The organism is Amycolatopsis sp. cmx-8-4, from assembly GCF_046548675.1.
Lineage (GTDB): Bacteria > Actinomycetota > Actinomycetes > Mycobacteriales > Pseudonocardiaceae > Amycolatopsis.
In genome coordinates this window covers 691,132-698,289 of record NZ_JAEBDZ010000002.1, presented here as the reverse complement: position 1 = coordinate 698,289, position 7,158 = coordinate 691,132, and the positions used below count along the sequence as shown (strand labels likewise).

Annotated in this window: 5 protein-coding genes; 1 reads left to right on the top strand and 4 read right to left on the bottom strand. The window is 72.3% G+C overall.

The annotated features are described in order from the left end of the window. Window positions 1–123 precede the first annotated feature (123 nt). Genes ACLJQZ_RS06015 through ACLJQZ_RS06000 form a run of 4 tightly spaced genes read right to left on the bottom strand, consistent with a single transcriptional unit; the run spans window position 124 to window position 5,513 of the window. Window positions 124–1,476: an aminobutyraldehyde dehydrogenase gene (locus ACLJQZ_RS06015; RefSeq protein WP_410619056.1), complete on the bottom strand. Its 1,353-nt coding sequence runs from the start codon at window positions 1,474–1,476 to the stop codon at window positions 124–126. Then, window positions 1,473–3,128 carry a thiamine pyrophosphate-binding protein gene (locus tag ACLJQZ_RS06010; protein WP_410619055.1) on the bottom strand — a complete coding sequence of 552 codons (1,656 nt, stop codon included), beginning with the start codon at window positions 3,126–3,128 and terminating at the stop codon, window positions 1,473–1,475. Before ACLJQZ_RS06010 ends, ACLJQZ_RS06015 begins: the two co-directional genes overlap by 4 nt. Beyond that, window positions 3,125–4,069 carry an agmatinase gene (gene speB, locus ACLJQZ_RS06005; protein ID WP_410619054.1) on the bottom strand — a complete coding sequence of 315 codons (945 nt, stop codon included), beginning with the start codon at window positions 4,067–4,069 and terminating at the stop codon, window positions 3,125–3,127. Before speB ends, ACLJQZ_RS06010 begins: the two co-directional genes overlap by 4 nt. Beyond that, complete coding sequence (locus tag ACLJQZ_RS06000) at window positions 4,062–5,513, bottom strand: sodium:solute symporter (protein ID WP_410619052.1); 1,452 nt, start codon at window positions 5,511–5,513, stop codon at window positions 4,062–4,064. The genes speB and ACLJQZ_RS06000 overlap by 8 nt, the downstream gene beginning before the upstream one ends. Window positions 5,514–5,620: 107 nt before the next feature. Here ACLJQZ_RS06000 and ACLJQZ_RS05995 point away from each other — a divergent pair, with 107 nt between their 5' ends. Next, the gene (locus ACLJQZ_RS05995; protein ID WP_410619050.1) at window positions 5,621–7,141 is read left to right on the top strand and encodes a PucR family transcriptional regulator; all 1,521 of its coding nucleotides are present in this window, start codon (window positions 5,621–5,623) and stop codon (window positions 7,139–7,141) included. Window positions 7,142–7,158 lie beyond the last annotated feature (17 nt).

Genomic DNA, 7,158 nt, shown 5'->3' with positions numbered 1-7,158 from the left:
CCGCGACCAGCGAATCAACTGCTCACGCTCGACATCAGCCAACACCAGCTCAGCCTTCGGACGCCCGGTTCTCGACATATCCCCATACTACCCACTTAACTCACGAATTTACGACGCGACACACTAGGCGAACCGCGTCATGACGTGCTTGACGCGGGTGTACTCGGCGAAGGCGTACGCCGACAGGTCCTTGCCGTGCCCGGAGTGGCCGAAGCCGCCGTGCGGCATCTCGGCGACCAGCGGGCCGTGCGTGTTGACCCACACGCAGCCGAAGTCCAGCTCGGCCGAGACGCGCGCGGCGATCGCGAGGTCCCGCGTCCAGACCGACGAGGCCAGCCCGTACGGCACGCCGTTGGCCAGCGCGACCCCCTCGTCTTCGTCCGAAAAGGACTGAACGGTGACGACCGGTCCGAAGATCTCCTCCTGGACGATCTCGTCGTCCTGGCGCAGCCCCGAAACCACCGTGGGGGAGAAGTAGAACCCGCGGTCCCCGAACGCCGTGCCGCCGGTCTCGACCCGGGCGTGCGACGGCAGCCGCTCGATCAGACCCTGGACGCGGTCGAACTGCGCGCGGCTGTTGAGCGGGCCGAAGTCGACGCCCGGGGTCTGCGCGGCGGCGGCCTTGGTCAGCTCCGCGACGAAGTCGTCGTGGATCGAGGCGTGCACCAGCACCCGGCTGCCCGCGGTGCAGTCCTGCCCCGCGTTGTAGAACGCGGCGCCCACGATGCCGTCGACCGTCGAGGCGAGGTCGACGTCGGGGAAGACCAGCAGCGGCGCGTTGCCGCCCAGCTCCATGTGGGTGCGCTTGAGGTCGGCGGCCGCCACGGTGGCGACGTCGATGCCCGCCCGGGTCGACCCGGTGATCGAGACCAGGTCCGTGCTCGGGTGCTTGACCAGGGCGCGGCCGGTGTCGCGGTTACCGGTCAGGACGGTGAACGCGCCTTCGGGCAGGAACTCGGCGGCGACCTCGGCCAGCAGCACGGCCGTCGACGGGGTCGTCTCGGCGGGCTTGAGCACCACGGTGTTCCCCGCGGCCAGGGCCGGGGCGATCTTCCAGATCGCCATCATCAGCGGGTAGTTCCACGGCGCGATCTGCGCGCAGACGCCGACCGGCTCGCGGCGGATCACCGACGTGTGGCCGGCCGTGTACTCCCCGGCCGCGGTGCCTTCCAGCTGCCGCGCAGCGCCCGCGAAGAACCGCAGGGCGCTCACGCACTCCGGGATCTCTTCCTCCAGCACGACGGACCGGATCTTGCCGGTCTCGCGCACTTCCAGGTCAGCGAACTCCGCCGCACGCGCTTCCAGCGCGTCCGCGATCTTCAGCAGCGCGAGCTGCCGCTGCGCCGGGGTGCTGCGCCGCCACACCTTGAACGTCCGCGCGGCCGATTCGAGAGCGTTGTCCACATCGGACTGAGTGGCGATCGGGCTGGTGCCGAACACTTCGCCGGTCGCCGGGTCGGTCAGGTCGAGCGTCATGACTGCTCCAGGTGGGTCGGCTCGAACATCTTCAGCAGGGCGGGCAGCACCACGACGGACGGCCCCGGCGTGCGCAACGCCTCGGCGAGATCGGCGCCGACGGTGTCCAAAGTGGACAACTGGGCGGAAACGCCGAACGACTGCGCCAGCGCGACGAAGTCGGGCCGGGCCAGCTCGGTGGCCGTCGACTGCCCGAAGGCGCCGGTCAGGTACTCGCGCAGGATGCCGTACCCGCCGTCGTCGACGATCAGCCACGTGACGTCCAGGCCGTGCTGGACGGCGGTGGCCAGCTCCGCGACGCCGTACATCGCGCCGCCGTCGCCGGACACGGCCAGCGTGGGCCCGCCGGTCGCGGCCGCGCCGCCGAGCGCGCCCGGCAGGCCGTAGCCGAGGCCGCCCGCGCCCTGCGCCGTGTGGATCGGCGCGCCCTCGGGGTTCCACACCGACCAGGCCCAGTACGCGGCGATCGTCATGTCCCAGTACGTCTGCGTGCCGTCGGGAACGGCCGCGCGGACGTCGTCGACGAGCTTGCGTTCGACAGCCAGATCCTGACCGTCCAACCGCGACTTCACCCGCTCCAGAAGCCCGGCCACCGCCGCTTCCGCCCGGCCATCGGACTGCCGCATCGGCACCCACTCCAGGAGGGCCTGCAGCGTGAGCCGGACGTCGGCGTGGATGCCCAGGCCCGGGTAGTTGGACTCCAGCTTGCCCAGGTCGGCCTCGACCTGGATCACGCGCCCACGCGGGGCGAACTCGCGGTAGTTGCTGGACAGCTCGCCGAGCCCGGAGCCCAGGACCAGCAGCACGTCGGCGTCGGCGAGGAACTCCGTGCTGTGCCAGTCTTCCAGCCACGACTGCCCGGACAGCTCGTGGTCCCAGCCGAAGACGCCCTTGCCGCCGAAGGTCGACAGCACGGGCGCGCGCAGGGCTTCGGCGAGCGCCTCCAGCTCGGCGTGGGCGCCGGACCGCAGCGCGCCGCCCCCGGCCAGGATGACCGGATTCGACGCGGCGGCCAGCAGATCCGCCGCTGCGGTGACCAGCTCGGGCAGCGGGGCGAGCGGCACGGGAGCGGCTGACACCGACGTGATCGGCGGGACCCCGGCGGGGCCGAGCAGCACGTCCTGGGGGATCTCGACCCACACCGGGCCGTACGGCGCGGTCGACGCCGACGTCCAGGCTTCGCGCAAGGCCGAAGGGATCTGGCTCGCGCGGCGCACGACGTGCACCGACTTCACGACGCCCGCGAAGCTCGCCTGCTGGTCCGGCAGTTCGTGCAGGTAGCCGTGCCGGCCGCCGCCGAGGCCGGCCACCGGGATCTGGCTGGAGATCCCGAGCACCGGCACCGACGCCGCGCGGGATTCCTGCAGGGAAGCCAACGTCAGCAGCGCCCCGGGGCCGGTGGAGACGACGAGCGGCGTCACCGGGACCGGGCCGTCGGGGTGCGCCGCGAGCCGCGCGCGGGCATGCCCGTCGGCGGCGAAGGCGAGGTTGTTCTCGACCCGCGCGCTGATCACGCGCAGGTCATCGGCGCGCCGCAGGGCCTCGAACAGACCCAGGGCGTGCTGGCCCGGCAGGCCGAAGACCGTGTCGGCGCCCAGGGCGCGCAGCGTCTCGACGACGACGTCGCCGCCGATGCGTTCGGTGTCCGTCATGCGCTCTTCCCCAAGGTCAGCAGGCTCACCAGGTCGTAGGCGACGTGGGAGGCCGCGATGGCGGTGATCTCGGCGTGATCGTAAGCGGGGGCCAATTCGACGACGTCGGCTCCGATCAGGTTGAGGTCGCGCAGCCCGCGCAGGATTTCCAGCAGCTCGCGGCTGGTCATCCCGCCGGCTTCGGGGGTGCCCGTGCCGGGCGCGTGGGCCGGGTCGAGGACGTCGATGTCGACGGAGACGTACAGCGGCCGGTCGCCGATCCGCTGCCGCAGCGCGTCCACGGTCTCGTCGACGCCGCGGCGCATCACGTCGCCGGAGGTGACGATGCCGAAGCCGAGGCGGCGGTCCTCTTCGAGGTCCCGCTTGCCGTACAGCGGCCCACGCGTGCCGACGTGCGACAGCGCGCTCGTGTCGAGGATGCCCTCCTCCGACGCCCGCCGGAACGGCGTGCCGTGGGTGTACGGCTCGCCGAAGTAGGTGTCCCAGGTGTCGAGGTGGGCGTCGAAGTGCAGCAGCGCCACGGGTCCGTGGCGCTTGGCCGCCGCGCGCAGCAGCGGCAGCGCGATCGTGTGGTCGCCGCCGACGGTCACCAGCCGCGTCCCGTTCGCCTGCAGCGCCTCGGCTTCCTGCTGCAGGACCTCGATCGCCTCACCGATGTTGAACGGGTTGACGGCGATGTCACCCGCGTCCACCACCTGCATCTCGGCGAACGGCGAGACGTCCAGCTCCGGGTGGTAGGGCCGCAGCAGCCGGCTCGCCTCGCGGACGGCGGCCGGGCCGAACCGCGCGCCGGGCCGGTAGGACACCCCGGAGTCGAAGGGCACCCCGACGACGGCGACGTCGGCGTGGGGGACCTGGTCGATCCGCGGCAGCCGCGCGAAGGTGGCGAACCCGGCGAACCGGGGGATCCGCGACGAGTCGAGGGGTCCGATGTTAGGCACTGGCAGGCTCCTGTTCGCGGGTCGGGACGGACGTGTCCTCGCCGTTGAGACGGCGGGTCCAGGTGGTCAGGATCGAGTCGGCCGTGCGGGGCGTGGCGAAGCTGACGGCCAGGTAGACCAGCAGGCTCGCGCCCAGCCCCCAGTAGATCGGGGTGTTGGCCTCGACGCCGTCGATGATCATGAACGTCACCACGGACACCGTGCCCGCGACCATCGAGGCGTAGGCGCCCTGGCGGGTGCCGCGCTTCCAGAACAGCGCGCCGACGATCGCCACCAGCAGGCCGCCGACGAGGATGTCGTAGGCGATGGTGAGCGCGTTGACGACGTCGTCGACGATCATCGCGATGCCGATCGCGACCAGGCCGAGCACGAGCGTGGTGATCCGGTTGCGGCGCACCTCGCCGGTTTCGCTGTTCTTCAGGCCCAGCTTGGTCAGCAGATCCGACGTCGTGGTGGTGGCGCAGGCGATCAGCGCGCCGCTGGCGGTCGACATCATCGCCGAGAGCGCGGCGGCCAGCACCAGCCCGCGGACGCCGGTCGGCAGCAGGCGTTCGACGATCGTCGCGAAGGCGTCCTGCGCGCTGCCGAGGTCCGGGTAGAGCGCATGGGCGGCCATCCCGATCAGCGCGCCGGCGACGCCGTAGACGAGGCAGTAGACGCCGGAGGTGATGCCGCCGGACGTCGCGATCGCCGGCGTGCGGGCGGTGAACACGCGCTGCCAGATGTCCTGGCCGATGAGCAGGCCGAAGGTGTAGATCACGAAGTAGGTGACGATCGTGTCCGTGCCGATCGAGGTGAAGCTGAAGAAGCTCGCGTCGAGCTTCTCGCTCATGCCGCTGAAGCCGCCGGCGGAGCTGATCGCGACCGGCAGCAGGATCGCCAGGATGCCGATGGTCTTGATGACGAACTGGGCGATGTCGGTGAGCGTGATCGACCACATGCCGCCGAGCACCGAGTAGAGCACCACGATCGCGCCGCCGACGGCGATGCCCGCCCAGTTCGGCAGGTCGAACAGCACCTTGAAGATGGTCGCGAAGGCCAGCGTCGAGGTCACCGTGAGCATCAGGGTGTAGCCCCACATCACGACGCCGGACACCGCGCTGGTGTTCCCGCCGTAGCGCAGGTCGAGCATCTCGCCGACGGTGTAGACCTTGAGCCGCACCAGCCGCCGCGCGAACACCGCGTGCAGCACCAGGATGCCGACGCCGATGGAGAGCACCAGCCAGGCGCCGGAGATGCCGTAGGTGTAGCCGAGCTTCACACCGCCGACGGTGGACGCGCCGCCGAGCACGACGGCCGACATCGTGCCGGAGTACATGAACCAGCCCAGCCGCCGCCCGGCGACGAGGTAGTCGGACTTCGTCTTCGCGAGCCGGAGGCCGTACCAGCCGACCCCGAGCATCCCCGCGATGTAGAGCGCGATGACCACATAGTCCCCGGTCACGGCGGTCCTCCTTACCTCTTCGGGTGGTGTTCGGGTCACCGTAGGTTCGCGGGCCACCCCTCCGGCATGGGACGATCCGTCCTTCGACAGCTCTAGTTGAGGACGTAATGACCCAGAACGCGGATCCGTGGTCCACCGAAGTGAATGTCCCGTTACGGGACGTCGTCGGCAACCGGGAGCTCGCGCTCGACGTCGTCCCCGAGACGCTGCGGCCGGGCGCGCTCGACGCCCCGGTGCGCTGGGCGCACGTCAGCGAGCTGCGGGACCCCGCGCCGTACCTGATCGGCGAGGAGCTGATCCTCACCGCCGGGGTGAACCTGCCCGAAGACGTCGACCGGTACGTGCGCGGGCTGCGCGAGGCCGGGGTGACGGCCCTCGGCTTCGGGCTCACCCCGACCGTCTCGGAGACCCTGCCCGAACCGCTGCGCCGGGCCTGCGCGCGGCACGGGCTGCCGCTGCTCGTGGTGCCACCGCGAACGCCGTTCCTGGCGATCAACCGGGCCGTCTCGGTCGCGCTGACCGAGGCGGGCCAGCGGGAGCAACGGCGGATCACCGCGGCCCGGGAAGCCTTGACGCGCGCGGCGGGCGGCGGGCTCGGCGAGCTGACGGAAGCGCTTGCGGCCCGGCTGCGGTCCTGGGTCGCGCTGGTCGGCGCCGGGGACGTGCTGGCCTCGGCCCACGACGCGCCGACGCCGTTGCCACCCGAGGTGCGCGAGCTGGTCGCCACCGTGCGGGCGGGCAGCGGGATCCGCAGCGCGACGACCGAGCTGACCGGCGGCGACGGGGTCGTTTTCGTCGTGGTCCAGCCGGTCTACCCGCAGGCGACGGCGTCGCACCTGGTGGTCACCGGCCGCGCCCGCCGGTTCGACAGCGCCGACCGCGCGATCTTCGCCGTCGGCGCGGCCCTGCTCGGCCTGGTCGGCCGCGCCGGTTCGGACGCGGCCGAGCTGGGCGCGGCGGCGACCGGGCTGCTGCTCGGGCGGGCGTCGGCCGACGGCGTCGCGCGGGCCGTCCTGGGATCGGACGTCTGCCGGCTGGTCGCGGGTGCGCCGTACCGTCGCGGGCCCGGCGAGGTGGCGTTGCGTCCGGACTGGCTGCGCGCCCGGCTGGACACGCCGCTGGTGGAGGTCCGGCCGGGGCCGCGGTTCGTCGCGATCACCGGCCCTTCGCCGGGAGACCTGGAGGACCTGCGCGCACACGGCTGGCTCACGGCGGCCGGCTCGCCGGTCCCGGCCGAGCGGCTGGCCGACGCCGTCGCCGAGGTCGAGCTGCTGCTGGAGCGGGCGGTGGCCCTCGGCCGCCCGGTGCTCGCCGGCAGCGGCCCGCTCGACTTCGACGCCCTGGTGGCGCCGGACGCGTCCCGGGAGTTCGCGGCGCGGGCGCTGGAACCGCTGCTGGCCCTGGACCGGGCGGGAGACCGGGAACTGGTGCCGACGGTGCGCACGTGGCTGGCCCACCACGGCGGCTGGGAAGCGACCGCGACGGCCCTGGGCGTGCACCGCAACAGCGTCCGGCACCGGATCGCGCAGGTGGAGCGCGCGCTCGACGTGGATCTGGCGGACCCGGAGACCCGGATGCGGCTGTGGTTCGCCCTGCGCTGGGCCACACACGACGCACACGGTCCTTAAAGGGCACTCTCAGGAAA